This window comes from Dyella sp. 2HG41-7, assembly GCF_021390675.1.
Classification (GTDB): Bacteria; Pseudomonadota; Gammaproteobacteria; order Xanthomonadales; family Rhodanobacteraceae; genus Dyella_B.
The window spans coordinates 1,503,711-1,529,208 of sequence record NZ_JAJEJV010000004.1; the positions used below are offsets into that span (position 1 = coordinate 1,503,711).

21 protein-coding genes are annotated in these 25,498 nt (G+C 59.7%); 14 read left to right on the forward strand and 7 right to left on the reverse strand.

Annotated features, from left to right (window positions below; translation table 11 throughout):
- Nucleotides 1-35 precede the first annotated feature (35 nt).
- The 6 genes from L0U79_RS07930 (at nt 36) to L0U79_RS07960 (ending at nt 7,475) form a co-directional block, all read left to right on the forward strand.
- Entirely contained in the window at nt 36-623 is a 588-nt protein-coding gene (locus tag L0U79_RS07930; RefSeq protein WP_233841321.1) for a GspH/FimT family pseudopilin, read from the forward strand.
- Nucleotides 620-1,123 carry a type IV pilus modification protein PilV gene (gene pilV, locus L0U79_RS07935; protein WP_233841322.1) on the forward strand — a complete coding sequence of 168 codons (504 nt, stop codon included), beginning with the start codon at nt 620-622 and terminating at the stop codon, nt 1,121-1,123. The genes L0U79_RS07930 and pilV overlap by 4 nt, the downstream gene beginning before the upstream one ends.
- Nucleotides 1,124-1,134: 11 nt before the next feature.
- Nucleotides 1,135-2,166 (forward strand): prepilin-type N-terminal cleavage/methylation domain-containing protein, encoded by a 1,032-nt coding sequence (locus L0U79_RS07940; RefSeq protein WP_233841323.1) that lies wholly within the window; start codon nt 1,135-1,137, stop codon nt 2,164-2,166.
- Between the two features lies 1 nt (nt 2,167).
- Complete coding sequence (locus L0U79_RS07945; RefSeq protein ID WP_233841324.1) at nt 2,168-2,770, forward strand: PilX N-terminal domain-containing pilus assembly protein; 603 nt, start codon at nt 2,168-2,170, stop codon at nt 2,768-2,770.
- Between the two features lie 65 nt (nt 2,771-2,835).
- Entirely contained in the window at nt 2,836-6,951 is a 4,116-nt protein-coding gene (locus L0U79_RS07950) for a PilC/PilY family type IV pilus protein (RefSeq protein WP_233841325.1), read from the forward strand.
- Between the two features lie 11 nt (nt 6,952-6,962).
- Entirely contained in the window at nt 6,963-7,475 is a 513-nt protein-coding gene (locus tag L0U79_RS07960; RefSeq protein ID WP_304488650.1) for a type IV pilin protein, read from the forward strand.
- A gap of 24 nt (nt 7,476-7,499) precedes the next feature.
- Here the strand turns inward: L0U79_RS07960 and L0U79_RS07965 are convergent, their stop codons facing one another.
- From L0U79_RS07965 to L0U79_RS07975, 3 genes are all read right to left on the reverse strand, one after another.
- Nucleotides 7,500-8,186, reverse strand: coding sequence for a Fe2+-dependent dioxygenase (locus tag L0U79_RS07965; protein WP_233841326.1), 687 nt, complete (start codon nt 8,184-8,186; stop codon nt 7,500-7,502).
- 24 nt (nt 8,187-8,210) lie between these two features.
- A complete protein-coding gene (locus L0U79_RS07970; RefSeq protein WP_233841327.1) occupies nt 8,211-10,385 on the reverse strand; it encodes a TonB-dependent siderophore receptor in 2,175 nt (724 codons plus the stop codon).
- Between the two features lie 242 nt (nt 10,386-10,627).
- Complete coding sequence (locus L0U79_RS07975; protein WP_233841328.1) at nt 10,628-12,748, reverse strand: M13-type metalloendopeptidase; 2,121 nt, start codon at nt 12,746-12,748, stop codon at nt 10,628-10,630.
- 299 nt (nt 12,749-13,047) lie between these two features.
- Here L0U79_RS07975 and L0U79_RS07980 point away from each other — a divergent pair, with 299 nt between their 5' ends.
- A complete protein-coding gene (locus L0U79_RS07980; RefSeq protein WP_233841329.1) occupies nt 13,048-14,688 on the forward strand; it encodes an alkaline phosphatase family protein in 1,641 nt (546 codons plus the stop codon).
- A 116-nt stretch (nt 14,689-14,804) separates the two neighbouring features.
- Entirely contained in the window at nt 14,805-16,412 is a 1,608-nt protein-coding gene (locus L0U79_RS07985) for a multicopper oxidase (RefSeq protein ID WP_233841330.1), read from the forward strand.
- A gap of 146 nt (nt 16,413-16,558) precedes the next feature.
- Here the strand turns inward: L0U79_RS07985 and L0U79_RS07990 are convergent, their stop codons facing one another.
- Together L0U79_RS07990 and L0U79_RS07995 are read right to left on the reverse strand one after the other, a co-directional pair.
- On the reverse strand, nt 16,559-18,340 hold the full coding sequence (locus L0U79_RS07990; protein WP_233843871.1) for a M14 family metallopeptidase: 1,782 nt from the start codon (nt 18,338-18,340) through the stop codon (nt 16,559-16,561).
- A gap of 23 nt (nt 18,341-18,363) precedes the next feature.
- Complete coding sequence (locus tag L0U79_RS07995; protein WP_233841331.1) at nt 18,364-19,041, reverse strand: DUF502 domain-containing protein; 678 nt, start codon at nt 19,039-19,041, stop codon at nt 18,364-18,366.
- A gap of 109 nt (nt 19,042-19,150) precedes the next feature.
- Between L0U79_RS07995 and L0U79_RS08000 the strand changes: the two genes are divergently transcribed.
- Both L0U79_RS08000 and L0U79_RS08005 read left to right on the forward strand, forming a co-directional pair.
- Nucleotides 19,151-19,675: a sigma-70 family RNA polymerase sigma factor gene (locus L0U79_RS08000; protein ID WP_233841332.1), complete on the forward strand. Its 525-nt coding sequence runs from the start codon at nt 19,151-19,153 to the stop codon at nt 19,673-19,675.
- A gap of 2 nt (nt 19,676-19,677) precedes the next feature.
- Nucleotides 19,678-20,328 carry a hypothetical protein gene (locus tag L0U79_RS08005; protein WP_233841333.1) on the forward strand — a complete coding sequence of 217 codons (651 nt, stop codon included), beginning with the start codon at nt 19,678-19,680 and terminating at the stop codon, nt 20,326-20,328.
- A gap of 3 nt (nt 20,329-20,331) precedes the next feature.
- On the opposite strand, the gene L0U79_RS08010 is transcribed toward L0U79_RS08005, so the two are convergent.
- Both L0U79_RS08010 and trxA read right to left on the reverse strand, forming a co-directional pair.
- Nucleotides 20,332-20,784: a DUF4442 domain-containing protein gene (locus tag L0U79_RS08010; RefSeq protein ID WP_233841334.1), complete on the reverse strand. Its 453-nt coding sequence runs from the start codon at nt 20,782-20,784 to the stop codon at nt 20,332-20,334.
- Between the two features lie 73 nt (nt 20,785-20,857).
- Nucleotides 20,858-21,727 carry a thioredoxin gene (gene trxA, locus L0U79_RS08015; RefSeq protein ID WP_233841335.1) on the reverse strand — a complete coding sequence of 290 codons (870 nt, stop codon included), beginning with the start codon at nt 21,725-21,727 and terminating at the stop codon, nt 20,858-20,860.
- Nucleotides 21,728-21,823: 96 nt separating this feature from the next.
- Between trxA and L0U79_RS08020 the strand changes: the two genes are divergently transcribed.
- From L0U79_RS08020 to L0U79_RS08035, 4 genes are read left to right on the forward strand one after another with little or no spacing between them, the layout of a single operon-like run.
- Entirely contained in the window at nt 21,824-22,471 is a 648-nt protein-coding gene (locus L0U79_RS08020; protein ID WP_233841336.1) for a paraquat-inducible protein A, read from the forward strand.
- On the forward strand, nt 22,468-23,091 hold the full coding sequence (locus L0U79_RS08025; RefSeq protein ID WP_233841337.1) for a paraquat-inducible protein A: 624 nt from the start codon (nt 22,468-22,470) through the stop codon (nt 23,089-23,091). The genes L0U79_RS08020 and L0U79_RS08025 overlap by 4 nt, the downstream gene beginning before the upstream one ends.
- Nucleotides 23,084-24,763: an MlaD family protein gene (locus L0U79_RS08030; protein WP_233841338.1), complete on the forward strand. Its 1,680-nt coding sequence runs from the start codon at nt 23,084-23,086 to the stop codon at nt 24,761-24,763. Before L0U79_RS08025 ends, L0U79_RS08030 begins: the two co-directional genes overlap by 8 nt.
- Nucleotides 24,760-25,374: a PqiC family protein gene (locus L0U79_RS08035; RefSeq protein WP_233841339.1), complete on the forward strand. Its 615-nt coding sequence runs from the start codon at nt 24,760-24,762 to the stop codon at nt 25,372-25,374. Before L0U79_RS08030 ends, L0U79_RS08035 begins: the two co-directional genes overlap by 4 nt.
- Nucleotides 25,375-25,498: the final 124 nt, after the last annotated feature.

A 25,498-nucleotide genomic window follows, 5' to 3' on the forward strand; every position in this document is an offset into this window, starting at 1 on the left:
ACTTGCCTCCAAGTGCAGGGGGAAATTTCATGCGAATGTCGCAACGACGCGGGCCGGCGAGGCCCGTCGACGGGTTTACGACTGTCGAGCTGATGATCACGGTGGCTGTGGCCGCGGTCCTGTTTGTGATCGCCATACCCAGCTTCAACAACATCATCAACACGAACCGGCTTACGACTGTCGCCAACGAATTGGTTGGTTCGCTGAATGCCGCGCGCATGGAAGCGATCAAGCGCAATGCCGATACCCAGTTTTGCAGCGATCTCGCTACCAACAACACTACTGGAACGACCGACGCGCTTGGCAACGCGTGCACCACGGCCAGCGGCGCTGTCTTTGTGCTGACCAATACGGTCACGGGGGCCACGTCGCAAGTGATGGCCACCCCGTCGGACCTGGCGACGCCCGTGGTATTGCACGGCGACATCGTCGCCGTCCGTTTCCACGGCGATGGACTGGCCTATCTGCCAAGCACGCCGACCACGATTTACGACAGCAGCACCGCCAACGTTCCGCTGGCAGACATTTGCGTTGCTGCGCTGAAAAGCAACAACCACGTTCAAATTTGGATGGCGACCGGTTCGATTATCACGACCACGTCCACCACCGGGACTTGCCCATGACGACCCACCGGAAGCAACGCTCGTCCGCACGCCACGGCCGTCGTTACGAGGCCGGCGTCGGCCTTATCGAAGTCATGATCGCCGTGCTGATTCTTTCCATCGGCTTTTTGGCGATCGCGGCCTTGCAGGCGCGCTCGTTGTCCACCAACAACAGCGCGATGGTGCGCAGCATGGCCACGGTAGCCAGCTACTCGATTCTCGACGCGATGCGCGCCGATATCGCCAACGCCGTTGCAGGCAACTACAACACAGGCACTGCCATCGCGGCGAACAACTGTCCGGCGGCGGGTTCCACGTTGGCGACCGCGCAGCTCAATACCTGGTGCAAAACCGAACTTGCGCCGATCGGCAGCATCGCCAGCACCACGGGCAAAATCTCGTGCACGGCCGCGCCGGGTACGTACACCGCGTACTGCACTGTCACGATCCAGTTCGATGACAGTCGTGGCGGCGACAGCGGCAGCAATACGCAGCAAGTTGTTACCCAGGCCATGCTATGAGCGAGCGCCCCATGATTGGCAAGCAACGAAAAAATCGCACGACGCGTTCTTCGGGACGTCCGCTCGGCTTTACGCTGATAGAACTGATGGTGGCGATGCTGCTGGGCTTGATCGTGATCGGTGGTGTGACCAGCGTGTTTCTCGCCGGACAACAAACCTACCGCACGAACGAATCGCTGGGCGAAGTGGGCGATGAATCGCGCACTGCGTTCGAAATGCTGGCGCGCGATATCCGCGATGCCGGCAATACCGGTTGCGATACCAGCAGCGGACGCGTCGCCAACGTCGTCAATCCGCCGGACCCTTGGTACGCCAATTGGAATGACGCGTTGCTGGGGTACGACGACGCCACCACCGATCCGGCGCTGACGGGTATTACCGGCGCCGGCGCGCCGACCAAAAACAGTTCGGTGCATGTGCTCAGCACCGCCAATACCGACATTGTCGTGTCGAAGGTGCCATCGGGCAGCGCCGCCAGTTTTGAAATCAATGCCGCAACCACCGAGTTGGCCACGGGCGATCTGATCATGGTCTGCGATTTCGATCACGCCACGATCATGCAGATCACCAAGTACAACTCCGACCAAAACGTGGTCCACGATTCCGGCGGTAACGCCACCCCCGGCAACTGTTCGAAGGGGTTGGGTTACCCGACCATTTGCACCGGTCCGGCAACCGGCAACCAATACACGTTTCCAGCCAATTCGCGCGTTGCCGTGCTCACGTCCGTGGTTTGGTACATCGGCAAGAATGGGGCCAACACCAATTCGCTCTATCGACTCGACACAACGGCTAGCGCCGGCGGCGTGACGGCGACGCCGCAGGAAATGGTGCGTAACGTCAACAGCATGAAGATTGCGTACTTGCAGCCCCCTGGCACGTCGTTCACCACGGCAACGAACGTGACCAATTGGGCCATCGTCAATTCGGCGCAAATCACGCTTCAAATGCTGAGCACCAACACGCGCGTCGACACCACTGGAACGAATGCGCTCAATCGGTCGTTCACATCCACCACCACGGTGCGCAATCGAGTGCAATGACATGAAAACGTCAATCACTTTTTATTCGTCGCCTATTCATTTCCGTTCGTCCGGTGCGCGCTCGCAACGTGGCATGGCGCTCGTGGTGGCATTGCTTCTGCTGATATTGATTTCTCTGGTCGGACTTGCCGCGATGCGAGGGACGATCATGCAGCAGAAAATGTCGTCCAATCTTTACGATCGCGAAGTGGCGTTCCAAAGCGCCGAAGCGGCGATTCGCGCGGCGAGCGCGGTGATTTCCACGACGCCGACGCTTATTTGGCACAACTGTCAGGCTGGTGGCGTTACGTGCCTGCCCAATCCGTTTACTGATTCGACGTTGCCCGCAACGGCCATTCACACCGTTACCACCGGTCAAACTGCCGGCAGTTACACCGCCAGCACGGTGTCCGCCAGCCAGCCTCAGTATGTGGTGGAGAACATGGGCAACTGGATCAACCAGAAAACCAGCACCGGCTTTGGCGACACCGCCAATTCGCGCAATTACGGTGTACAGGGCAATTCGGGCACGAATGTGTATTACCGCATTACCGCGCGCAGTGGCGACCCCGCTGTGGTGGGTGACCGTGCGGTCGTCACGCTCCAGGCCGTCATCAAGCAGTGATAGCACCACGCTCCATGCATGTCGCCGAACGGCGACGAGCTGTCCAATTTCAGGGTTAAACCGCGATGAACACGAATCGACAAACCGTTCGCCGTTGGAGTGCCGCAGCCCGCAAGTTGCTGGGCACGGTGTTGGTTGTATGGACGCTCGGCGTGGTTTACACGCCGGCAGCTTCCGCCACCACGCCCACGGTGACCGTAGATCAGCAGCCGGTGACTTTGCAGCCGGTGATTCCACCCAACGTGACGCTGATGCTCGACGACTCGGGTTCGATGAACTGGGACGTCATGCCGGATTATTCCTATCTCGGCGCGACACCGGGTTCGCCTACTGCCGCCGAATTGACCAGCTCCAGCGTCAACGGTGCTTACTACAACCCGACCATCACGTACTCGCCGCCGCCGCAGGTTAACGGAACCTTGTATCCCGCATCGAGCTTTAACGCCGCACCGATCGATGGTTTCCATACGAGCAACGGCACGGTGGATTTGTCTTCGTACACGGGTGCAAACGATTCAAGCAACAACAACACCTGCTACGCGGCGAACGCGTTTTGCGCGCCGAGCAACATCACCTATTCGCAATCGTTCAACGTACAGACGGCCGGCACCCCATATGCGCCGATCAATTGCCAGGCTGGATATACGCTGACCAATGGCACCTGTGTGGAGCAGCCGTATACGGCCAGTTGCCCCTTTAACTACACGCTGCAAACCAGCGGCAAGAACTCTGGCCTCTGTGTCTCCAACAAGAACAAGAATACGACCGCAACACCTACTTGTCAGGGTAAAGACACCTATAGCTCCACTACGTTTCTTTGCACGCCGAATCCGGTCCTGACCGCAGCGCCAACGTGCAACGGTTCGGACAAGCTCAATTCAAGCACCGGACTTTGCACGCCGCCGTCGACAACGACCACGTATTCCTTCTTTACCTATACGGTGAAAAACTCGGATGGCACTTTCACGAGTCACTATGTAGGCAACAGCGGCACCTGCCTGTTGGCGGCATCAGCCGGAATGACATCGAGCAACTGCGACGACAGTGCCACCACTGAGACGAACGTCGCCAATTGGTACTCGTACTATCACACCCGTATTCTGATGGCCAAGAGCGGCTTGATTACGGCCTTTAACACCGTAGGCACGACATTCCGCGTGGGCTTCGCCTCGATCAACGGCAACAACACCTCCGGCCTGCCATCGCTGCAATATGCGTTCAACGATTCTGGCGCTGGCGGTGGTAACAGCAAAAACGCCTTGGCCGAAGTGCAACCCTTTGGCGACGGCACCAGTGGCACCCAAAAGGCATCGTTTTGGACCTGGATCCTTGGCGAGAGCGCGGGCGGCGGTACGCCCTTGCGCACAGCCTTGGATCGCGTCGGCCAGTATTACCAGACATCGCAGCCTTGGACGGTGATGAAAAACGATCCCCTTTATGGGACGACCAACCAACCGAGCACGATCGCCTGTCGTCAGTCGTACACCATTTTGACCACCGATGGTTTCTGGAACGACAGCTACTCATCGTCATCCGAAGCGGGCGCCAGCAGCGCCGCGTGGCCGACGATAAACGGACCCAACGGTCTGACATGGCCCACGGTTGCCGGCAGCTCGCCCGCAGCGCCTTACTCTGGTGGCGCGACGAGCGATAGCAGTCCGTCGCTCGCCGACGTGGCGATGTACTACTGGGAAAACGACTTGCAAACCGGGACGGGCTATCCGAACGAAGTGCCGACCAATTCGGAAGATCCGGCGTTCTGGCAGCATATGACCACGTTCACCATGGGCTTGGGCTTTACTCCGCAGGGCATTTCCGGCAAGGCATCGAATAACGATTCGCCACCCACCGTCAGTGACGTCTTCAGTGCTGCCGACGGTGGCCTTACGCTCACCAACTTCAAGTGGCCGACACCTGCGGCGAATTCGATCTACAACATCGCCGATCTGGAACATGCGGGTGTCAACGGACACGGCGGTTTCTATTCCGCAACCAGCCCAGCGACGTTTATCAGCGGTCTGACCGATGCCTTGCAACGCGCTTCAGAGCGCGCCGGTACGGGCGCCAGCCTGGCGGCCAACTCCACCCAGCTCACCAGCGGTACGGTGGCGTATCAGGCGAATTACTTCACCGTCAAATGGACCGGCGATCTGAAGGCGCTTGCGATCAACTCGACTACCGGTGCGATTTCCACCACGCCAACATGGAGCGCGGCCGCTCAGTTGACCGACAGCAGCAACACCGTCAACACCTATTCGAGTCGTACGATCGAGACTTACGTGCCGTCGACGTCTGGCGCTGGTACGTTCGTGGCATTCCAGAACAACGGCACCACCGGCGCGCCCCCCGCGTTGTCGAGCGCGCAGCTTGCCTCGCTTGGCAGTTCGGCAGCGGCACAAGCAACGATGGTGAGTTATCTGCGTGGCGACAACACGCTTGAGCAGAAAAACAACGGCAACTACCGCGACCGCACCTCCGTGCTGGGCGATATCGTCGACTCGCAGCCCGTGTATGCCGGCGCACCCAATCCGAATGAGTTCGAGGGTCAGTCGTTTACCGGCATCAGCAGCACCGCGACGACTGGCGACAATTCGTTCGGAGCCTGGGCGCAAAGCACGGTCGACGCCAGCGGCAACGCCGTGACCAACTCACCTTCCGCGCGCGAGACTCTCGTGTTCGTGGCGGCCAACGACGGCATGTTGCACGCGTTCGACGCCACCACGGGCGCTGAGAAGTTTGCCTACTTGCCGGGTGCGGTGATCGCGGCGGGCGGCACGACCACGCCAGGAAACAATATTGCGAGCCTGGCTGATCCCAACTACGGAACCACCACCTTGCCGCACGTGTATTTCAATGACGGCGAATTGACGATCGCGGACGCCTATCTGCCTGGCCTTGCGACGATCAATGGTTATGCTTGGCACACCATCCTCGTCGGCACCACCGGCCGCGGCCCTGCCGAAGCCGTTTACGCGTTGGACATTACCGATCCGTCCAACATCACGCCTTTGTGGGAGCGTTCGGCCGGCGACGGGTTAGCCAACAGCAACTACATCGGCCAGATGGTCGGCAAGCCAACGATCGCCAAGGTGCAAGACGGCACCAATTCCGATTGGCAGGTGTTAATCGGCAACGGCTACAACAGCGCCGCCGGCTCGGCGGGATTGCTGGAGTTCGATCTGGCCACAGGCACGCTCAGCGTGCACTCGGCGAGCAGCCGTATCAGCACCGCGGCGAATGGCCTCGCCGCGCCGGTTGCTTGGATGGATTCCCCAAGCAATGGCATCAGCACCGAGGCTTATGCAGGCGATCTTCAGGGACAGGTGTGGCGGTTCCCGCTGGGCGCCACCAAGGGCAATAACTACAATCCCGACCCGTCTGTCCTCGGTACCGTGAGTACGACGGGCACCGTGGTGTTCGACACGCCCCTGGATTCCAGCGGCAACCCACAACCGATCACGGCCGGTATGTTGGCGGGCGAAGATCCCAACACCGCCAACGTGTGGGTGTTCTTCGGCACGGGTCAATACCTCAGCAGCAACGACCTTAGCAATCAGCAAATTGAAAGCTGGTATGGCGTGATTGCTCAGCCGGGTGGCTCTTCCTCGCCGACGAGCAATGCAACGGTGAGCAGCTTGGTGCAGCGTTCGATCATTTATCAGGTGAACGGCGATCCAACCGCGACCCCACCGACCTTGGGTCAGCGCGCCGTAACACCGATGCCGACACCGAGCGATATGAGCGGCAAGCTTGGCTGGTATATGAACCTGGAGGCGCCGACCGGAACGAATGGCGCATTGGTTGCGCAGGGCGAGCGCATGGTCACGCCCAACCAGTTCCAAGGCAATGTTCTGTTGGGCACCACGCGCATTCCAGTGGTAACCGATATCTGCAACCCGTCCGGTAGTGGTTGGGTGATGGCGGTCGATCCCTTCACTGGCACCGATCCAGCGAACCCATTCTTCCTGGGCGGCGGCGGCACCGTGACGTTCACTTATGGCGGCAAGACGGTAACCATGGCGTCAGCGGGCGTAGGCTTCAGCGCGCTGCCGAACAATCCGATCTTCGTCGGCGGTGACATGTTGATGAGCTTCGACAACGGCAGTACGTCCAGTCTGATGACGTCGGGTTCGACCGCCAACGGCACGCGTGTATCCTGGCAAGAAGTGGTGAACCAATGAGGGGCGGAGCGATGAATCCAAGTAACGGCGGCAAGGAATTGCGCGATCTGTCATTCGATTCGTTGCATCGGCGTGAGCGTATGCGCGGCGCTGATACGGAGATCGGTTTCAGTTTGATCGAGTTGATGATCGTGGTGGCGATCATCGCGATTCTCGCGGCGATCGCGTATCCGTCGTATATGCAGCACGTGATCAAAACCAATCGCGTTGCGGCTGAAGGGTGTTTGACGGAGCACTCCAATTACATGGAGCGCTTCTACACCACCAACTTGAGCTATAACCAAGTCCAACCTGCATCGGGATCTACGGCTGCGGCGACGGCGCTTACTGCGTTGCCGACGCTTGGCTGCGACTCAACCAGTGAAAGCGGCGCCAATTACACCATTCAATTTCAAGCGGCGCCCTCTGCGACTAGCTACGTCGTCGAGGCGATACCCCTCTCAACGTTGCAGAAGAAAGATACTTGCGGAACGGTCACGCTCGATCAGAAGGGGAATCGCAATCCCGCATCACCGTGCTGGTGAGAGAATCCGGAACGTGGCGGATAGTCAAACTTCCGACCACATCCTCAAAAGGTTGTGATACACGCCGGTAAGCTTTACGCGCGCAGCTTCGTCTGCGTTCGTTGCAGTAAGCCGCTGAATCGCGTTGTCGAGATCGAACAACATGGTGCGTTGCCCATCGTCGCGCACCATGCTTTGCACCCAGAAGAAACAGGCTAGACGCGCGCCGCGCGTCACCGGATTCACGCGATGCAGGCTGCTGGCGGGGTAGAGGATCATGTCGCCCGCCGCAAGTTTCACGGTTTGCGTACCGTACGTATCTTCGATCAGCAGTTCACCGCCGTCGTAGCTTTCCGGCGGGGCCAGAAAAAGCGTAGCGGAAAGGTCGGTGCGAATTTTGTCGCCGGTACCCGGCAACAATCGCACGGAACCATCGACGTGACTGCCGAAATGCATGCCGCCTTGATAGCGATTGAACATCGGCGGATACACGCGATGTGGCAGCGCCGCGCTGATAAACAACGGATGTCGTTCCAGCGCGGCTAGCACTGTGTTGCCAAGCTCGACCGCCAGCGGCGAGCCTTCGGCGATTTGCTGGTTTTGCTTGACGTGAATACCTTGGTGCCCCGCCGTCACGCGCCCGTCGACCCATGGTGCGTTGTCAGCATCGAGCTGTCGACGGAAGTGCGCCAGTTGCTCGGCATGGAGTAAACCGGGAATGTGAACCAGCATACGGAGTCCTCGCGTGATCCGATGTCAGAACTTATATGCGAATGTCGCCATCGCCGTTCGTCCAATACCCGGCACCGAACGGCCACCATCCGACTGAATAAGTGCGTCGAAATAATGCTTGTTGGTGAGGTTCAATACGTTCAGACGGATGTCGTAACGCGGTTGATGATAAGCCAGCGTCGCATCCCAACGCGTATAACCGCCGACGCTCACGGCGTTGGTATTGGCGGCGAAGCGCTGCGACATATAGGTCGGACCGCCGCCCACGTCCCAGTGTTCGGAGAACGTATACGTGCTCCACGTGGTGAACGTATTGCGCGGGGTATTGGCCGGCACGTTGCCTTGCGTGCCGTCCAGCGCTTTCACGATACGGCCGTCCATATAACCGTAACCGGAAAAGATCTGCCAGTTTTTGGTGAGATGCCCGACAACGCCCAGCTCGGCGCCGCGCACGCGGATATTGCCGTCCAACGTGTATTCGCCCGAAGATGTTTGCGTGCGTGCATTGGTCTGTTCGAGGTTGTAGAGCGCGGCATTGATGGCGAGCGTGTCTTCCAGCAGATTCCACTTGCCGCCGATTTCATAGGAGTAGTCTTTCGACGGCGCGAGGTTCTGCGTGCCGTTCGTCAGCGTGAGCTGTTCGAGCGAAGGATTGAACGACGTGCCGTACGACACGTAATACGACTGCTTTTCGCTCGGCTGATAGATCACGCCGCCACGTACGCTGGTGAACGACACTGTCTGCTGCGCATACGACGGCAGCGATACGGTGTTGCTGATATGCGCATCGAATCGATCGCGGCGGACGCCGGCAACCACCATCCACTGATCGTTGAGCTTGATGGTGTCGTTGGCATACACGCCGATGGTGTTGGCGGTGGACTGCGCATAATTGCCGCGCGTCGTCTTGACGTTGGCGGGCGTGCTTTCCTCGACGGGATCGAGCAGCGATAGCAACGGCAAGCCGGTGCGTGTGTAAGCCTGGTTGTTGTAGGTTTCGCGCGCAAGCTCAACGCCAGTGACCAGGGTGTGCTGCAGGTTTCCCGTGTCGAACTTGGAAACCAGATCGGTTTGACTGTCCAGCGTCGTGTCGTGAATCACGCGATCGTGGCTGGCGAGTTGCGCATACAAATCCTGCAGTGGCAGGTTGGTCGGATTGCCCAGCGTTTTATTGAGCGTGACGCCATTGGCCGTAACGACGCTGTTGGCAGCCGTCTCGCGCGCATCCGTGGTGTATTGGCTGTATTCGAGCCGTGTGCGCACACTCAAATGGTCCGAGAACACATGCTCCAGGCGCGCGTTGAATTCGTTCACGCTTTGATTGGTGCGATCGTCGGTCAAGCCGTACCAGTTCTTGGGATTCACGTCGGCGGGGTGACCGTTGACGGGCGGCAAACCGTAATCGGGCATGTCGTGATTGCGTTGAATCAACGCGGATAAGGTGATTTGCGTCGGCGTGCCGATGCCGAAGCGTATCGATGGCGCAATGCCGCCATCCTGATTCTTCAACACATCGCGCGTGGTTTGCATGCTTTGACCGTAGATGTTCACGCGCGCCGCGGCGGTATCCGAAATCGGCTGATTGATATCCGCGGTCATGCGATAGCGATCGCTGGTGCCCACGGTAGCGGTGATTTCGCCGAAGGGTTTCAGTTCCGGTTCCTTGGTTACCTGATTGATCACGCCGCCGGTGGAGCCGCGTCCGAACAACATGGAAGAGGGGCCTTTCAATACTTCGATCGCATCCAGATCGAACACGTCGCGATAGTACTGACCGGGATCACGAAAGCCGTCCAGATAAATATCCGTGCGCGCCGTAAAGCCGCGCAGATTGATGTTGTTGCCGATCTGTCCGCCTTCCGCGCCACCGATGGTGATGCCGGGGACGTTGCGCAACGCATCTTGCAAGGATGTCGCGCCTTGCGCGTCGAGCAGATCGCGATTCACCACGACTACGGTCTGCGGAATATCGCGTAGCGACGTGGGCACTTTGGCGCCCACGGAGGAGGTGTCGGTTTGGTAGTCGTTGCCGACAACGCTGCCGGTGACATGTACCGAGCTCAACGTGGTTGGGGTGGTTTGCGGCGGAGGCGTGTCGTCGGAGGATGCCCCTACCGACTGCGCCTGAGCGGCGGCGGGAAGCGCGAGAGCAAGAAGCAGGGCGGTTTGCAGGGGCGAGGCACGGAAGTTGGCGGGCATAGGTAGCGTGTCGGCAAGTGGGGAGGGACCAGAACGGGTTGTTGGCTGGCTCCTTGGGATGCGCGATGCGTCCCAATCCCGCTTGCCGCCTCAACTGGCGTGGTAGTAAATGCGAATCGTTGTCATTATCACACGCTATTGCGACAATGTGAAGCTCAATCCCGGGGCATAAAAAAAGCCCCGCACAGATGTGCGGGGCTTCGGGTTTTGCATCGCGGCCTGTCAGACCGCGACCGTGGGACTTACCAGATCTTCACCTGCTTATCGCCAGCGCGAACCATCGGATCGGTTGTCTTGCACTGGAACGCGTCGGCGAAGGCCGGCATGTTGGACGGCGCACCGATGGCGCGCAGCGATGCCGGTGCGTGCGGATCGATGTTGAGATAGAGCTCCGCCTGCTTCTCGCGGGTGCTGTTGCGCCATACGCGCGCCCAGCTCAGGAAGAAGCGCTGATCCTGCGTATAACCGTCGATCTTCTGCTGCGCTTCGGTCGCGTTCTTCTTCAGCGCGTCTTGCAGCGCGTCGTAAGCCACATTGAGGCCGCCCAGGTCGGCGATGTTCTCGCCCAAGGTCAGCTGACCATTGACGTGCAGATCGGGCTTGTCCTTCAGCGGCGCATAGCCGTTGAACTGATCCACCAGCTTGCCGGAGCGCGCCTTGAACTGCGACTTGTCCTGCGCCGTCCACCAGTCGGCCTTGTTGCCGTCGCCATCGAACTGCGCGCCCTGGTCGTCGAAGCCGTGGCTGGATTCGTGACCGATCACCGCGCCGATGCCGCCGTAGTTGATCGCGTCATCGCCGTTGGCATAGAAGAACGGCGGTTGCAGGATCGCGGCCGGGAAGTTGATGGTGTTGGTGCTGGGGTCGTAGTAGGCGTTAACCGTTTGCGGCGTCATGCCCCATTCGGTGCGGTCGGTTTTCTTGCCGATATGGCCGATATCCCACTGATAGTTGAACTTGGCGGCGGCCATCACGTCGCCGTAGTAATCGCCCTGCTTGATGGTGAGGTCGTCCCAGCTACGCCAGTGATCGGGATAGCCGATCTTGGGCAGGAACTTGTTCCACTTGTCGAGCGCCTTCTGCTTGGTGGCGTCGCTCATCCAATCCAGATGCTGGATGCGATCCTTCAACGCTTCGCGCACGTTGGTGACCAATTCCTGCGCACGCTGCTTGGCTTCCGGCGTGAATTCCTTGGCGACATAAAGCTGACCGAGCGCCTGACCCATCGACACGTTCACGGTGCCCAGCACGCGCTTCCACAGCGGCTTTTGCTCAGGCTGACCGGAAAGCGTCTTGCCGAAGAAATCGAAACGGTTGTCCTGGAACGCGGTGCTAAGGTACGGCGACGCGTCGTCGATCGTGTGGAAGCGCAGATACGCCTGCCATTGCGAAACCGGCGCCGACGCCAGCAGTTTGTCGAATCCGGTAAAGAACTTCGGCTGCGACAGCGAGAAGCCGTTGTCGATCGTTACGCCCTGCGCCTTGAAGAAATCTTCCCACTTGAAGTGCGGGGTGACTTTGTCCGCTTCGGCCACGGTGACGAAGTGATATTCGTTGTCCGTGTCGCGCAATTGCGTCGGCGAGAGCGACGAACCAGCGAGCTTGGTTTCAAACGCCAGCACGTCATCGGCCTGCTTCTTGGCGTCGGCATCCGACACGCCAGCGAGCGTCAGCGACTTGGCGATATACGCCTTGTACGCCGTGCGCAGATCGGCGTATTTCGCATCGGTGTAATAGTCGGGCGTGGGCAAGCCAAGGCCGGCCTGGTTGGCGAAGCCGATCTGATTGCTGGCGTCCTTGAAATCGGCGCCGGAGCCGAAGTTGAACACTTGCTGGTCGCCCTCGGCGAATGCGTCGGTAATGTACTTGGCGACATCCGACGACGACTTCAGCGCAGCGATCTTATCGAGCTTCGGCTTGATCGGGTCGTAGCCGAGCTTGTTGATGGCGTCCTGATCCATGCCGGCCTGATACAGGTAGCCGATCTTCTGCTCGATCGAGCCAGCCTTCGCCTGCGCGACGTTCTTGGACGCGTCGTCGACAATGTCATGCTGCGTGTTGAGGCTCTTCTCGGCCAACTGATGGAACGCGCCCCAGCTGGTGCGATCGTTCGGAATCGGGTTGGCGGCGACCCACTTCGCGTTCACGAAACCGTTGAAGTCCTGACAGGCATTGATGCCGCTATCGAGCTCGCTGGCGTCGAATACGCTGGTGGGCTTGGCAGCGCTGGCTGTGGTGGCAGCCGGAGCGGGTGCGGTGGATGCGGGGGCGGGCGCGGCGGCTTGTTCCTGCTTGCCGCAGGCGGCCAAGGCGAAGGTCACGCTCGCCGCCAGCAGCAGCGGCTTCAAATGCTTGTTGGTCATGTATTTCCCTCTGGATGAGTCATTGAATCGCCCGTAGGCGCCCCTTAGTCATGCTGGCCGTCGCGTGGATTGCCCCATAGCGGCCATGACCTCCCACGCTATGCCATTGGTCATGGAAGGACCCAGTGTCAAAGGTCAGGGGTGGGGTAGGCGGCGGGGAAGGCCGTCTGTGCGGCATTCCCGATATTTCTGACGGCTCGTCGCATGGCTGTTATGAGGGTGTCATCGCCAGTTCGTACCGTTCCGATGATCACGCTATCAGGGGAAGCGTGCCCATCGACTGTCCACCGGAGACTGCCATGCGCACCCGTCTTGCTGTTGGCCTTGCCGCTTGTCTGCTTACCCTGTCTGTCGCGTCTTCTGCTCAAGACCCTGCTTTTAACGACGCCCATAATCATGGGCACAACCACGATCGAACGGCGACGCCGATCAAGCATCTGGTGGTGATCTTCCAAGAGAATGTTTCGTTCGATCACTACTTCGGCACCTATCCTTATGCGGCGAACGCCTCGGGTGAACCGCCGTTCTACGCCTCGCCGTTTACGCCGAAGGTCAACGGCTTGAACCGCGAGTTGCTGACGAACAATCCCAATGCGGCCAATTCGGCGAACGGCACGGGCGCTATCAATCCGTTCCGTCTGTCGCGCGCGCAAGCGGCCACTGCCGATCAGGATCACGATTACCAGCCGGAGCAACAGGCGTTCGACAACGGCGCCATGGATCTGTTTCCGGCATTCACCGGTACGGGCGAAACGCTGCCGGGCGGCACCACTGCGCAAGACAGCAACGGTCAAGTGATGGGTTACTACGACGGCAACACCGTCACTGCGTTGTGGCACTACGCGCAGCATTTTGCGATGAGCGACAACAGCTACGGCACTACCTTCGGTCCGTCGACGCCGGGCGCGATCAATCTGATTTCGGGCCAGACCAACGGCATCACCGAATCGCTCGCTGCCGGTGGCGATGAAGTGGCTGACGGACAAGGCGGCTACACGCTAGTGAGCGATGCCGATCCGACCGACGACGTGTGCTCCACGTCGAGCGGTGCGCGCGTGCATCTGGGCGGCAAAAACGTGGGCGATCTGCTCAACGCCAAAGGCATCACCTGGGGTTTCTTTGAAGGCGGCTTCGATCTGAGCACCGTCAACGCCAACGGCACCACCGGCTGCAAACGCACCACGTTGTCGACGGTCACGCAGACGGTGAAGGCCGACTACATTCCGCACCATCAGCCGTTCCAGTACTACACAAGTACCGCCAACCCGACGCATGCGCGCCCCACGTCGGTGGCGATGATCGGTCACAACGGCGATGCGGCGAATCATCAATACGACCTTAGCGATTTCTACGCGGCGGTCGAGGCGGGCAATATGCCGGCGGTGAGCTTCCTCAAGGCGCCGGGTTATCAGGACGGTCACGCCGGCTACTCCGATCCGCTCGACGAACAGCAATTTATCGTGCACGTGATCAACTTCTTGCAGAAACAGCCGGAATGGCGCGACACGGCCGTTGTGATCGCCTATGACGACTCCGATGGCTGGTACGACCATCAGCAAGGTCCGCAGGCGAACGCATCGCAAACCGATCAGGATGCGCTCAACGCCACGGGCGTCTGCAACGGACGCGGCATGCTGCCTGGTGTGAATTCGAACGGTAAATCGGTGCAAGGTCGCTGCGGTTACGGTCCGCGTCTGCCGATGATGGTGGTGTCGCCGTGGGCGCGCCATAACTACGTCGATCACGGCGTGAGCGATCAGAGTTCCGTTACGCGCTTTATCGAAGACAACTGGTTGGACGGCCAGCGTCTGGGCGGCGGTTCCTTCGATGCCTTGGCGGGCACGTTGAATCGCATGTTCGACTTCGACGATCCGCACCCGGAAAACCGTCGCTTGTTCTTGGATGAAAGCACCGGCGAGCCCGTTGGCAAAAAGTGGTAATGCCACGTTGCGTCATCCGTTAGCCTTCGCGTACTGCGAAGCATCGCCCCATACCTTGGGGCGATGCTTTTTGCTGAGCCATGCTACGGCGATGTTTCTTTGCGAGAGAGCGTGACGTGCCTTCTTCCCGCCGCGATTTTCTGAAATGGTCCGCATTAGGTCTCGGCGCAGGCGTCACACGCTTGCGTGCGCACGATATGCAAGCCATGCCCAAGATGGGCGGTGGTGCGCTGTGCAAACACATGGTGGCCGATCAAGCGAAAGTGCCGCGCTTGCTCGATCCGAATCAACTTAAACTCTTCGTCGATCCGTTGCCGATACCGCCTGTGTTGCGCGCAGGTGGCGACGTGCTACGCGTCGACATGCGCGAAACCGAACAGCGCCTGCATCGCGAATTACCGCCGACGCGTGTCTGGACGTACGGCGGCTGCATGCCGGGGCCGACGATCGAAACGCAAAGCGGCAAGGCGTTTCGCGTCGACTGGCTCAATGCGCTGCCGACGAAACACTTTCTGCCGATCGATCACCGTATTCACGGTGCGGAGAAAGACAAGCCCGAGGTGCGCGCGATCGTGCATGTGCATGGTGCGTGCGTGCCGACCGCAAGCGATGGCTATCCTGAAGATTGGTATGTGCCCGGGAAATCGCGATTACACACCTATCCAAATAAGCAGGATGCCGCAGCGCTCTGGTATCACGATCATGCGATGGGCATCAATCGCCTGAATATTTATGCGGGCATGTTCGGAAATGTGGTCGTTCGCGACGAGCACGAACAATCGCTCGGCTTGCCGCGAGGCGAGCAAGAAATTCCGCTAACGTTGAGTGATCGTTTGCTGACGCCGGATGGGCAGCTTTATTACCCCGTTTCAGGCAATAGCGAAGCGCCGTGGGTCTCGGAAGTATTCGGCAACGCCATGCTGGTCAATGGCGCGCTGTCGCCGTATCTCGACGTACAACCGCGTCGTTATCGATTCCGCGTACTCAATGCCTCCAATGCGCGCTTCTTCAATTTGAAGTTGCGCAATGCGCAATCGTTTGTGCAAATTGGCAGCGATCAGGGATTGTTGGCAGCTCCAGTGACGCAGCGCAACGTGTTTATCGCGCCGGGTGAGCGTGCGGATATCGTTATCGATTTCGCCGCGCTGGCGGGGCAGCAGATCGAGTTGATGAACGACGCGCTTCCGATTCTGCAGTTTCGTATCGGCAATGGACGCGTCCAAGACACCAGCGTGGTGCCCGCGGTATTGCGCGACGTGCCGCGCACGGCCGAATCCTCGGCCACCAATCAACGCTTATTGACGCTGGATTCTTACGCCGATTGCGTCGCCGAGCCGATGCTGATGTTGCTCAACGGCAAGCGCTGGCACGAGCCGGTGACGGAAAAGCCGGTGCTTGGCAGTACGGAAATCTGGAGCCTGATCAATCTCACCGACGATTCGCATCCGATCCATTTGCATATGGTGCGGTTTCAGATTTTGGATCGTCAGCCGTTCGACCAGGGCGCTTGGCTGGATTCGCAAACCGTGCGTCACACGGGTCCGGCGCAACCGCCGACTGCGGGCGAGGCCGGATGGAAGGACGTGGTGCAGGCGTGGCCCGGGATGATCACGCGCATCATTGTGCGTTTCGACGGCTACGCTGGCCGCTACGCATGGCACTGCCACCTGCTCGAACACGAAGCGAACGAGATGATGCGTCCCTTTGAGGTAGTAACAGCCTAGCCAATTCTGGCTCCCTCCCCTGCTTGCAGGGGAGGGCTGGGGTGGGGTTGTCTGAGCTTGCCGCGAGGTTGACTTCACCCCACCCTGACCCTCCCCTTACTACACGTATGGGAGGGGACCCACGGTGTTACTTTTGCGAGGAGCTTTTACTTGGTCGCAATATTCGCCATCTGCGCGGCATCGACGCGCAGCACAGGATAAACGCCGATACGTTGCACCGTGTACCAAGGCGATCGGTCGTAAAAGAAACTCAAACGCGCACGGCTGTTGGCAGCGAAGCTCGGATCGTCATGCAGCTTCTTCTCGAACTCGGCTTTCAGCGCGGGATCCTTCGCCAGCATATCGCGCGCGAGTTTTTCCAAGACACGCTGCTCGCCGTATTCTTTTTGTTCGAAGATGGCGTTGAGATAGCCCCAGCGCAGCAATGAATCTGGCGCTTGTGGCTCCAATAATTCGATAGCGACATTCGCGGCGCGCTGATTCATCGGCACGATCACCGAACCAGGTGATAACGTAATCTCGACCGGCTGCGCATGCAGATTGAAGCTCTGCAGCATCAGGTGACTCTCAAACGGCTCGTTTGCCCACTTGGGTTGATCGAGCTGATAGGCCGTCGCGTCCACCTCTTTCATCGGGTGGCCAATGCGCCGATAGGCGATGCCATGCGCGTCTAACTTTTCGATGATCGTTTTCCATTCGCCAGGCACGACGTATGCGGCCGGCGGCGTGAACGAAATATCCGGCAGAAGACCGTTCCAGTTATCGATGCGATAGGTAACGGGTTTAGTCGGATCGTATTGAATCCAGGTGTCGTTGGAGACATCGCTATGCGTTTGCGCGAAGGCGTAACCCTTCAATTCGAACGGCGTGGCATGGGGATCGAGCTTGAAGGTAAGTGGTACTTGCGCCTGCGCATTTCCAGCGCGAGCCACGGTATTGGCGTCGGCTTGGCTCGTTGCGGCGAGCAACGATGCCGGCTCGCTGTCGATATCGCCGAGCACGACACGCAGCAGGTCGTAAACGGCATGCACGCGCACCGCGTACGATTTCAGCATATGCGTTTCGATCAGTAACCCCGGACGGTTTTGCAACGCGGCGTAGCCGGTGGAAAAACGCGGACCGGAGCCGAAATTCTCGATGCCTTTGCGCGGGTCTCGGCCGTCCTTGAACTCCAGATAGATCGAAGCGAGATGCCCGAGTTTTTCGTAAGTCGGTATCGCGCGATCCACCAGCAATGTGTGCTGCCAGTTGGCGATGACTGGATCGAGCTTATGCGGATCCTCGGTATACCAGGTCAGGTCGTATTGGTAATCCGCGCCATCGGTGGTGTGCACGTCGATCAGAAAATCCGGCAGCCATGTCTGCCAGAGCTTCAACCACGCAAGCATTTCCGGCGCATCGGCCTTGATGTAGTCGCGGTTGAGGTTGAGGTATTGCGCCTGGCCGCGAAAGCCCATGCTGTCTGGACCGTTTTGATTGATGCGGTTGTACGGCGATGTGTGTTCGTGTCCATCCACGCTGAAGACCGGAATGTAGACGAGCACGACATGATCGAGTAGATGCGGATATTTACCGGTGACGGCGATATCGCGCAGCAACATCAAACCCGCGTCTTTGCCTTCGATCTCGCCCGGATGAATGCCGGCTTGCACCAGTACGACCGGTTTGTGCGCTGCGCGCGCGGCATCGGGCGACAAGTCGCCATCGGTGCTCGCAATCACCACGGTCATCGGCAGGCCTTGCGGCGTGATGCCGAAGGTTTCCAGTTTGATCTTGTCGGGCGCGGCTTTCTGCAAACGCTGCAAATACGCGAGTGTATCGGCGTAACTTGGCGTCGTGCGGAAGTGGGACGATTCGGCCGGCGTGATCCAGTCGCTGTCGTGCAATCCGGCGGCGTGTACGTTGAGGGCGAAAAACCCTAGGCACATCGCGAACCATGCACGACGCGCGATCATGCGCCTTCCTCCGATGATGGTGACGACAGCGAAGCGGGCGACGCTGGCAGCGTATCGGGCGCAACCGCACCGCCGGAGATGATGAAGGCCATGGCCTGATCCATGGTCCAGTCGGTGGGCGTCACTTCATCGATGGGAACCACTTCCAGGTAGCCGCCGGTAGGGTTCGGCGTGGTGGGAATGTAGACCGCGGCCATCTCGCGGCCGGTGCTTTCTTCGGTCATCACGCGTGTAACGAAACCGACCACTTTCATGCCCTTGCGCGGAAAGTCCACCAGCACCACGCGCTGCACGCCGCTTGGTTTGTTTTGCAGCACGGTCGTCAGTTTCTTGGTGCCGCCGTAAATGGTCTGCACCAGTGGAATGCGCTGCAGAAGATTGTCGAACGCGTGCAGCAGTCGCTGGCCGATGACACGGGTGGCGAGAAATCCGAGCACATACAGCGCGATCAGCGTAAGCACCAGCGCAAGGACGTAAGTGATCCAGCCATGGCTCAGCTGCTCGGCCGCTTGTGGCGATACCCAGCCCACGGCGCCCATAAAGGCTGCCACGAGCGGGGCGCCCAGGTCGGCCAGAAAGCCGACAATAAACTTGAACACCAACCAGGTTACCCACAACGGCAGGAAGGTAAGCAAGCCGGTAATGAGATAGCGTTTAAGGCGCAGGGGAGCCATGGCAAAGCCGAACAGGGAAGGGTGCCCCTATTGTAGGGGAGCGGTTGAAGCCCGGCCTGTGATTTTTATTTGCGATCTGCGAATCATGGAATAACCACGGGGAACAGCCATGCGCGGACGGCAACAACAGCAAGCCTTCGAGATATTGCTGCGGGAACACCAGCGGATCGTGCTGAAGGTGGTGTCCATGTATGCCCGCCACCCGGACGACCGCAACGACCTCGCGCAGGAAATCTGCGTGCAGCTCTGGCGCTCGTTCGGCAGCTTCGACGAAACGCGCGCGCGGTTTTCGACCTGGATGTATCGCGTGGCGCTCAATGTCGCGATCTCGCATGTGCGGCGCACGCCGCGCCATGAAGAGCGCTTCGAGCCATTGGAGTCCAGTCACTTGGACACCATCGGCGGCAGCGAAGGCATTCCCGAGGCGGACGAGCGCCTGATCGCCTTGCACGGATTTATCGATCAACTCGATTCGCTCAATCGCGCGCTGATTCTTTTGTATTTGGAAGATCGCAGCTACAGCGATATCGCCGACATTCTCGGCATTAGCGAAACCAATGTGGCGACCAAGATCAGTCGCATCAAACAGAAATTACGCCAACAAATGACGGGCGTCGTGCCCGCAGGAGCATGACCATGGAACTCGACGACATGAAGCTTGCTTGGCAGACCATGCATCGCCAATTGGAACAGCAGCAGGCGTTGAATCTGCGGCTGCTGACGGAGAGTCGTTTGGATAAGGTGCGGCACGGACTGCAGTCGCTGTTTTGGGGGCAGGCGGTACAGATTCTTGCGGGCGCGATGTTGGCGTTTATCGCGGTGTCGTTCTGGATCCCGCGCGTGGCGGTGCCCCATTTCCTTATGTGGGGTTTGGCGGTGCATGCGTTTGGCATCCTGATGATCGTCACGGCCGCGCGAAATATGTATCTGATCAAGCGCATCGACTTCGCGGCGCCCGTGCTGGACATTCAGCAGCGCATCGCGAGCCTCCGCGACTGGCGCGTACGCGTCGAAGCGCCGCTCTACGCCGTGACGTGGTCGTTCGCGTGGATACCGATGGTGTTGATGGCGATCGCTTCGGCCGGCGTCGATCCCACTGTCGTCGCGCCCAATTTGACGGGCTATCTGCTGCTTTCCGGCGTCGCGTCGGTGGGCTTGGTCGCGCTCGCCGCATGGCTGATTCGCCGTACGCGATATCGGCGTTTTCTGGACAACAGTCTCGCCGGCGGCAGCGTGCAAAAAGCGGAATCGATGCTCGAACAGATTGCGCGCTTTCAGCAGGAGTGATCGTCAGCGATGCCGTGGTTTCAGTCGCACGTAGATCTGCTTGCGTACCACGGCAACGACTTCGCCTGCGGCCGTTTGGATCGATACATCGAACCAACGCAAAACTTTCTCGCCGTTGGCGGCGGCCGCGCGAAGTTCGTCCAGCATGCTTTGTTCGAGTTTGAAGTGTGCGTAGACGTCTTCGCGGCCGGGCGCCACGAAATCGATGCTACCGGCTTTGTCCCACACGAAATGGTCGCCGCCCAGATGGTGAAGAATCAGCAGCATCCAGAAAGGATCGGCCATCGCGAACAGACTGCCGCCGAATTGCGTGCGCACGTAGTTGCGGTTCCACGGGCGCAGTCGCAGCACCACGCGCGCTTCGGTGTAATCGTCGTCTAGGCAGAGCAGGCGAATCCCGCTGAACAAAAACGGCGGCCACAGATTGAGCAGTCGCCGGAAAGTGGATGCGCGCATGAAGGCCCCTCAGAAGGAGCCGGCAGGCTACCATACTTATGCGTATGGATGTGTTGGGCCTAAACGCCCGACGTCAGAACAGCAGCGACGTCATCCTCCGGCGATAGCGGCTGACCAATTCCGCGTCATCGAGCGTATTGAACGCAGCCAGCAGACGCTTCTTGGCCTGACCTTCGCGCCAATCGCGCGCTTTTTCGAGGATCAGCAACCAGTGTTCCAGGCCGGCGGACGGATCGTCGCCGAGCAACAAGCGCAAGCCGAGCAAATCGTGCGCTTCCCAATCCTGGGCGTTGGCGTGGATGCGCTGCTCCAGCACATCCGAAGAAGGCGTGCCTTCGAGCGAGCGCGCCAAGTCGAGCTGGCTGCGCAAACGCACGGCGCGCGTATCGGTAGCGAGGTTCGCCGGCAAGCTGTTGAGTTCGGTTTCCGCCGCGGCGACGTGACCGGCATGCGCGAGTGCGGTCGCCAGATCGAGTTTCAATTCGGCGCGGTCGGGCTGTGCGGCGATTTCCTGTTGCAGACGATTGATCGCCTGCTCCGGCGATTCGGATGGGAGATCTTCCGCGACGTCCTCTTCCTCGATCTCGCCTTCCTGCGGTTGCAGGTGACGTGAAAGAAATTCGCGCAATTGACCCTCCGGCAAGGCGCCGGCGAAACCATCGAGAATCTGGCCGTCTTTCACCAGCATCACGGTAGGAATGCTGCGGATGCCGAAGACGCCGGCCAATTCCTGGTTCTTGTCGACGTCGACCTTGCCCAGTCGGAACGCGCCGTTGTATTCGGTCGCCAGTTTTTCCAGCATCGGGCCCAGCGTCTTGCAGGGGCCGCACCAGGTGGCCCAGAAATCCACCAGCACCGGCGTCTTGAGCGAGGCCTGGAGCACTTCGGCTTCGAAGTTATCTTGATCGACGTCGAAAATGTGCGGGGAAACAGCTGCGTTCACAGTGGGCTCCGGAATATTTAACCCCTCAGAAATCGGGGCTGTACGGAGCATATCAAGTGCGCGCACGCCGCTTAAGGATTTGCGAGAATTGTTCGCATGAGCACGCCCCCCGCCAGCATGGATCACACGCACCAGGCACCCACGTCGACGTTGCTGATCTGTGAGCATTGCGACACGGTGTATCGCCGCCGGCGGCTGAGGCGCGGCGAGGCCGCGCGTTGCGCACGCTGCCAGGCGGTGCTGGAGCGCCATCAGCCGATCAGTCTCAACGCGATGCTTGCGTTGGTGGTGACGGTGATGGTGGTGTTCGTGCAGGCGAATGTGTGGCCAATCATCACCTTGGGGCTCAATGGCGAAGAAATTCACGCCACGCTCTGGGGCATCATCATCATGATGTGGCACGAGCACTCGCAGGTGGTCGCCGTGTTGGCGGCGGGTACGCTGTTCTTCTTTCCCTTGGTGAAAATGCTGGTGCTCGGCTGGCTGCTCGTTTATGGGCGCTTGGGCCGACGTGCGCCGGGGTTTCGTCGGTTGATGGTGCTGTTGCATTACATCGGCCCTTGGACGATGAGCGAAGTGTTTGTACTGGGGGTGCTGGTGTCGATCGTCAAAGCGCACCTGTATTTCGATGTGAACCCTGATGCAGGCGTATTCGCTTACGCGGTGCTGGCGATCTTGATCACCGTTTTTGCGGGCATCGACGTGCGCCAGCTGTGGGACAAGATTCCGGAGTCTTCGCCGTGAGTTCCTTACCGCGTGCGCACGAACTCGGCGTGATCGGCTGCCATGTGTGCGGCCTGGTGTGCCGCGACACGCACCTGGAGCATGCGGCGTGTCCACGTTGCGAAAGTCCGCTGCATCGGCGCAAACCCAACAGCTGTGTGAAGACGTGGGCGCTGTTGATCGCCGCGTTTATCTTCTACATTCCCGCCAACCTGCTGCCGATCATGCGCACCGTGAGCCTGGGCGATGTGGACGACAACACCATTCTCAGCGGTGTGATCGAGCTGTGGGTGAAGGGATCGCCGGATCTTGCGGTGATCGTCTTCACGGCCAGCATCGTGGTGCCCATGATGAAATTCCTGGTCTTGAGCACGCTGCTGCTGAGCGTCCATCGCGGCACCAATTGGGCGCGTCGACAACGGTCCATGCTATACCGGCTGGTGGAATTTATCGGCTATTGGTCCATGCTGGACGTGTTTGTGGTGTCGCTGCTTACCGCGTTGGTGCAGTTCGGTTTCTTCAGCCAGGTGGAGCCTCTGCCTGGGGTGGTGTATTTCGGTCTCACGGTGGTGCTGACGATGTTGGCCTCCATGAGTTTCGATCCGCGAATGATCTGGGATTGCAAGGACGAGGATGACTGATCAAAACCAACCCAACGTAGGTGGCGATCTACCCGAACCGGTGGTGCGGCGGCGTCGCGTCAGCGCGTCGTGGATCTGGCTGGTGCCGGTGATCGCGGCGCTGGTCGGGTTGTCGCTGGTCGTCAACGCCTGGATGGAAAAAGGGCCGACTATCAGCATCAGCTTCGAATCGGCACAAGGGTTGGAGCCGGGCAAGACGATCGTGAAATACAAGGATGTGGTGATCGGCAAGGTCACGCGCATTCATCTGAGTTCCGATCACAGCAAGGTGATCATCAAGGTCGAACTGGAAAAGAGCGCCGAAAACATCGCGGTATCCGACACGCGTTTCTGGGTGGTGCGCCCGCGCATCGGTCTGGGCGGCGTGTCAGGCATCGATACGTTGTTGTCGGGTTCGTTTATCGGCGTGGACGTGGGCAAGTCCAACCAGCCGCAAACCGATTTTGTCGGATTGGAAACGCCGCCGTCCGTCACGCACGACTCGCGCGGCAAAAGTTTTTACCTGCACTCGGCCGACTTGGGCTCGCTGGATATCGGATCGCCGGTCTACTTCCGCCGCATTCAAGTGGGGCGCGTGGCGTCGTACAAGCTCAATGACGACGGCAAGGCCGTGTCGGTGCAGATTTTTATCGAGAAGCCGTACGATAAATTTGTGACGACGGAATCGCGCTTCTGGAATGCCAGCGGCGTGGATGTGTCGCTGAGCGCCGACGGTTTGAAACTCAACACGCAATCGCTGGCGACGGTGCTTGCCGGCGGCGTGGCTTTTCTTGATGCGCCGGGTCCGCATCCGGATGAGAAGACCGCTGACGAGAATGCAGCCTTTACGCTGTTCGATACCCAGGGCGCCGCGATGGCGCCGCCGGATGGCGAGCCGCATTACATCCGCATGCGTTTCGATCAACCGCTGCGCGGCTTGTCGGTGAATGCGCCGGTGGAATTCCGCGGTATCAATTTCGGCAATGTCGTATCCATCCATATGGACTACGACGAAAAGACTGGCAAATTCCCGATCTACGTCGGCGCCGTGGTCTACCCGGACCGCCTCGGTCATGCGCACGTGAAGCTGGAGGCGCTCGCCAAAGCCAAGGGCGACAACGACGACATGTCGCACATGATCGGCGTGCTGGTCGCGCAAGGTCTGCGTGCGCAAGCTAAGGTCGGCAATCTGTTGACGGGGCAGCTCTATATTTCGATGGATATCGTGCCTAAGGCGCCGAAGGTCGAGTACAACCCGGATGCGCGCCCGCTCGAAATTCCCACCATGCCGGGCAGCTTCGACAAATTGCAGGAGCAGGTGGCGGAGATGGTCGACAAGCTCGACAAGATTCCGTTCGACGCCATCGGCAACAACCTCAATCACACGCTGGCCGACCTTGATGCGACGATCAAGCAGGTCAACGGCAATGTGTTGCCGGCCTTCCAGGAAACGCTGAAAGGCGCCAATCAAACCCTGGGTGTTGCGAACAACGCGCTGTCGGCCGATTCGCCGCTGCAGCAGAACCTGGCCGGTACGCTGGAGGAATTGCAGCGCATGGCGCGCTCGTTGCGCACGTTGACCGATTACCTCAATACCCATCCCAGTGCGCTGATCCGCGGACGCGGCAAAGATGCACCGCCGCCGAATGCCAGCCCCGCTACCAACCCGCCGCAGCAAGGGAGCCATCCATGATTCGTATGCGAACTCTGATGGCGACCTGCGCGGCGGCTGCGTTGGCGGCGTGCTCATCCGCGCCCGTGCATTACTACACGTTGATTCCGCCGCCCGATAATGTGCAAACGACGAACGTCGGGCCGGTCGCGAACTTTCAGTTCGAGTTGATGCCGGTGGGCGTTCCCGCGCAGGACGACGTGCCGCAGCTGGTGGTGCGCCAGGGCGGCCAGTCGGTCGCCATGCTGGATGGCGAGCGTTGGATCGCGCCGCTTGCCGATGAAGTGCGCGGCGCGCTGTCGGTCGACCTGTCGCGCCAGATGAATGCGCAAGACATCAGCAGCGGCATCGGCGTGGACGGCAAGCCAGTGCTGCGCATCAAGGTCGATCTGCGCCGATTCGATTCGTCGCCGGGCAATTACGCGCTGGTCGAGGCGACCTGGACCGTGCGTGCGCTGAAAGGGCAGACGGTGCTCACCTGCAACAGCCGCATCAATCAAAGCGTGGGGCAGGGCTACGAGGGCTTGGTGGCGGCTCACCAACACGCCTTGTCGACACTGGCGGGGCAAATCGCGACCGTCGCCCCGGCCATTGCGACTGGCAATGTACCGACAACTTGCCCTGCTCCGTAGCGACTCCCTCCCCTGCGAAGCAGGGGAGGGAGTCCTGCGTCCAAGCGTCGGCTCGTTTCTGCTAGTCTGGCGCGTTCAACGCGGCGTACGGCGATGGACGCCCTGCGCTGCCGAATACGTATCA

What these genes read in the sequence shown, in the direction of transcription:
- L0U79_RS07990 (WP_233843871.1), bottom strand. Translation starts at nt 18,340, where the DNA reads ATGTGCCTAGGGTTTTTCGCCCTCAACGTACACGCCGCCGGATTGCAC.
- L0U79_RS07980 (WP_233841329.1), top strand. Translation starts at nt 13,048, where the DNA reads ATGCGCACCCGTCTTGCTGTTGGCCTTGCCGCTTGTCTGCTTACCCTG.
- pilV (WP_233841322.1), top strand. Translation starts at nt 620, where the DNA reads ATGACGACCCACCGGAAGCAACGCTCGTCCGCACGCCACGGCCGTCGT.
- L0U79_RS07970 (WP_233841327.1), bottom strand. Translation starts at nt 10,385, where the DNA reads ATGCCCGCCAACTTCCGTGCCTCGCCCCTGCAAACCGCCCTGCTTCTT.
- L0U79_RS07975 (WP_233841328.1), bottom strand. Translation starts at nt 12,748, where the DNA reads ATGACCAACAAGCATTTGAAGCCGCTGCTGCTGGCGGCGAGCGTGACC.
- L0U79_RS07940 (WP_233841323.1), top strand. Translation starts at nt 1,135, where the DNA reads ATGATTGGCAAGCAACGAAAAAATCGCACGACGCGTTCTTCGGGACGT.
- L0U79_RS08020 (WP_233841336.1), top strand. Translation starts at nt 21,824, where the DNA reads ATGAGCACGCCCCCCGCCAGCATGGATCACACGCACCAGGCACCCACG.
- L0U79_RS07995 (WP_233841331.1), bottom strand. Translation starts at nt 19,041, where the DNA reads ATGGCTCCCCTGCGCCTTAAACGCTATCTCATTACCGGCTTGCTTACC.
- L0U79_RS07945 (WP_233841324.1), top strand. Translation starts at nt 2,168, where the DNA reads ATGAAAACGTCAATCACTTTTTATTCGTCGCCTATTCATTTCCGTTCG.
- L0U79_RS08010 (WP_233841334.1), bottom strand. Translation starts at nt 20,784, where the DNA reads ATGCGCGCATCCACTTTCCGGCGACTGCTCAATCTGTGGCCGCCGTTT.
- L0U79_RS07930 (WP_233841321.1), top strand. Translation starts at nt 36, where the DNA reads ATGTCGCAACGACGCGGGCCGGCGAGGCCCGTCGACGGGTTTACGACT.
- L0U79_RS08035 (WP_233841339.1), top strand. Translation starts at nt 24,760, where the DNA reads ATGATTCGTATGCGAACTCTGATGGCGACCTGCGCGGCGGCTGCGTTG.
- L0U79_RS07960 (WP_304488650.1), top strand. Translation starts at nt 6,963, where the DNA reads ATGAATCCAAGTAACGGCGGCAAGGAATTGCGCGATCTGTCATTCGAT.
- L0U79_RS08005 (WP_233841333.1), top strand. Translation starts at nt 19,678, where the DNA reads ATGGAACTCGACGACATGAAGCTTGCTTGGCAGACCATGCATCGCCAA.
- L0U79_RS08030 (WP_233841338.1), top strand. Translation starts at nt 23,084, where the DNA reads ATGACTGATCAAAACCAACCCAACGTAGGTGGCGATCTACCCGAACCG.
- L0U79_RS07965 (WP_233841326.1), bottom strand. Translation starts at nt 8,186, where the DNA reads ATGCTGGTTCACATTCCCGGTTTACTCCATGCCGAGCAACTGGCGCAC.
- L0U79_RS08000 (WP_233841332.1), top strand. Translation starts at nt 19,151, where the DNA reads ATGCGCGGACGGCAACAACAGCAAGCCTTCGAGATATTGCTGCGGGAA.
- L0U79_RS07950 (WP_233841325.1), top strand. Translation starts at nt 2,836, where the DNA reads ATGAACACGAATCGACAAACCGTTCGCCGTTGGAGTGCCGCAGCCCGC.